Consider the following 758-nt stretch of genomic DNA (forward strand, 5'->3'; position numbering starts at 1 on the left):
AGAGTGTACTCTATTGATACAATTATAGTAAACTTATAAAATCTTAGTTAAGAGCGTCTCATAAGACTTAATCTCAAAAAAGGGGGTAATGTTTTGCGGAAAATCGGTTATATACATGTCAGTTCGACTAGCCAGAACCCTTCAAGGCAATTTCAGCAACTGAACGAAATTGGAATGGATATTATTTTGAAGAAAAAGTTTCTGGAGCAACAAAGGATCGCGAGCAACTTCAAAAAATGTTAGAGGATTTACAGGAAGGTGACATTATTTATGTTACAAACTTAACTCGGGATACCCCCTATTTACTTTAGGATACTTTTTTAATTTCATTCACTCATTAGAACAAAAAAATTGATGGCTTCTCCACCAAAAGAATTATGCTTCGGTTTTTAAAGTAACTCCAAAGAAAGTAATATTGCGCTAAATACCACTTATATGTACGGTATATACAGATTYGAAATTCTGAATGATTTGTTACCTTATTTATAGGATCTAAGTGGAATTATAAAGTGGGCAATAGGGCCTTGTTCTGCGGTTCATCTTCAAATTCCACCTCCAATTTATAAAAGTAAGGGGATAATTATGAAAAAACAAACAATCACTGTCATTTCAACCGCGTTAACGTGTTTTTTACTTTCTAATGTAGGACATGCTCAGGAAAAACCTAAGCAATATTACACCGTTTTATTAAAAGACCCATCAAAATTTGAGCAAGGCATCACTGAGATAAAAAAGGAGAATGGAGAAATTACTTATAC

The 758-nt window shown here is 33.2% G+C and carries 1 pseudogene; it reads left to right on the forward strand.

Annotated features, from left to right (window positions below):
- Window positions 1–93: 93 nt before the first annotated feature.
- A pseudogene (locus AC1DJR_RS32195) lies at window positions 94–296 on the forward strand (recombinase family protein); the annotation flags it as partial.
- Window positions 297–758: the final 462 nt, after the last annotated feature.

The organism is Bacillus sp. 05T31, from assembly GCF_056396725.1.